This window comes from Rummeliibacillus sp. NPDC094406 (assembly GCF_044763875.1).
In the GTDB taxonomy this organism is placed as follows: Bacteria; Bacillota; Bacilli; order Bacillales_A; family Planococcaceae; genus Rummeliibacillus.
Map to the genome: position 1 here is coordinate 1 of NZ_JBIWGZ010000017.1, position 2,307 is coordinate 2,307.

Annotated in this window: 1 rRNA gene and 1 pseudogene; both read left to right on the plus strand. The window is 30.6% G+C overall.

Features of this window, described 5'->3' with window-relative positions:
* A 5S ribosomal RNA gene (gene rrf / locus ACIQ4I_RS20685) occupies positions 1–94 on the plus strand; the annotation flags it as partial.
* 468 nt (positions 95–562) lie between these two features.
* A pseudogene (locus tag ACIQ4I_RS20690) lies at positions 563–1,409 on the plus strand (DUF2935 domain-containing protein).
* Positions 1,410–2,307: the final 898 nt, after the last annotated feature.

Here is a 2,307-nt window from a genome sequence, read left to right on the forward strand (position 1 = left end):
CACACCTGTTCCCATGCCGAACACAGAAGTTAAGCTCTTTAGCGCCAATGGTAGTTGGGGGCTGTCCCCCTGCGAGAGTAGGACGTTGCTAGGCAACTCAATAGAAATGAGAAGAAAACTATAAGTTTTCTTCTCATTTTTTTATTGCAAAATATTCTTGTTGTAGTGATTAACAAAGAAAATACATTTGAAGTAACTTAACAAATTCCCAAAATACTCTTATTATTAGCAAACTAAATTTATTTCTACTATTGGAGGTAACACCTTTTTGTCTTAGATCTATTTTGACTTAGTATAATTATATTTATTTCTAGGTAAGGGGATGAGAAACATGTGAAAAGGCCTTATATTTGGGGCATTCGAATTAAAAAGTAAAGAAAGGAATGATAAAGAAATTGACTACAATTTTTCATAACTAGTCAATTTTTAAAGTCGAAATCAACTTCCTTGTCTGTTTGAAGCTCTTTCTTCAATATTTGTCGTAGAACCAATTTTTTTGTTATATTTATATGACTTTGTTAATAAGAATAGAGGAATACGGTTTTTACTTGGAGGTTTTGGAATGATTGGAGATGAAAAGTTAAAACATGTTGATACAGGTGTTACATCTGGAATGTTTGTTGAACGATCGTTAAATGAAATTCGCTTTTGGTCTAGGATTATAAAAGAACATTCTTTATTCCTTCGATTAGGTTTTAGAGCAGAAGATACTCAACTAATCCAGGAAGCTAATCAATTTTACAGATTGTTTGAGAAAATAGAACAAACCGCTCATTTCTTTAACAATCAAACAGATCCTAAACAAATAAGGCAGTTTAATTCAGAGGTACATCAAGCTGCATGCAGTATTTTCTTCTTTAAACGAAAAATATTAGGATTAATTCTCGCGTGTAAAATGACAGGGGCGAATAATTTTCCATTATTAGTTGATCATACAAGTAGGGAAGCAAATTATTTTAGAAAACGATTAAGTGAATTAAATGAAGGTAAAATGAAACCGCTACCTGATGCCATTATTAAAGAAAATGTTTTCTTTTTAAGAATTGGCTGATCATGCTAAATTTATTGGTCACCTGCTAGATCCGTCTGAAAGGAAACTAATTGATACAGCACGAGATTTCAGCAATGATTTTGATCAGTCAATGTATCAAGCAAGGGACTTAGAATCTATGAAGCCTCAATCTCAAACAGTTCCTCTTTTAGATCAATTCTTGGATCAAAATCGTGTATCGGTCTCATCTCTTCGGGACTTCAAGAAAACGGCACGTGATTTAATTGAGCAATGTAAAATAAAGAGTATCATTCATCCACTATTAGCAGACCATGTTTTTCGTGAAGCTGACAGGTTCCTTGAAATAATTGATATGTTTGATGCTCACCTTACAAACTCAAACCCACCACATAAATAGTAGATGATTGGAATTCATTTTTTTTGCAGAAACTAACTGAATGAACATGGTAACAATGATGCTATTAAAATATTTCATGCCCATTAATGATTGTTTATCCAGTTCTTTTGATCTTGATGTTTCCAAATAGATCACAACAGCATCTACATAGACGTATTGTACATAAGAATTAATGATAAGCTATTGTAAGATGGTTGTCGTCTATTAGCAAAATTAAAAGATAATAAATCATTAACTTAATTATAAGGTCTTTAAAAGATCGAGCGGTTCTAAAGTCGTAATGACTGTAAGAACCGCTTTTTGCATTTGAAACGTAAAGGAGAAATACTGTCCAGTGGTTATTTATAGAAGAAAATGGAATTTCAATATTAAACTTTCATAGATAATTTCTACTATTGTATTTTTAATATGAATTGAAGATATTTCGTCCTAAATTAACTTATACAAGGCAATCAATAAAATGCTAGATTTAAATTTTTATTAATATTTTTAAAGAAAAGAAGATAGACTATTGACTGCTATGCATTTAAATGATAATATGATTAAGTCGCTGAAATAAAACGACAAAAAATGATATCAATCTTCTAAATTAGATAAAATTTTTATTGACATTCTAAAACGATATGATACAATAATTAAGTTGCTATTAACTGCAACGAAGTTATGTTAAACATCTTAATAAAAAATGTTGACAAAACTATGAGAGTTTGATAAGATATAAAAGTTCGCTAATGAGTGAACTGAACATGAACCTTGAAAACTGAACAAGCAAGACGTTAATCAATAAACTTTGTTTACTAACATCTGTTAGTGACAAGGACAAACAATAGATATCATCTTATAGATGATACGCTAGCAAAGCTAATGAGCTTTCAAACTTTACTTTTATGGAGAGTTT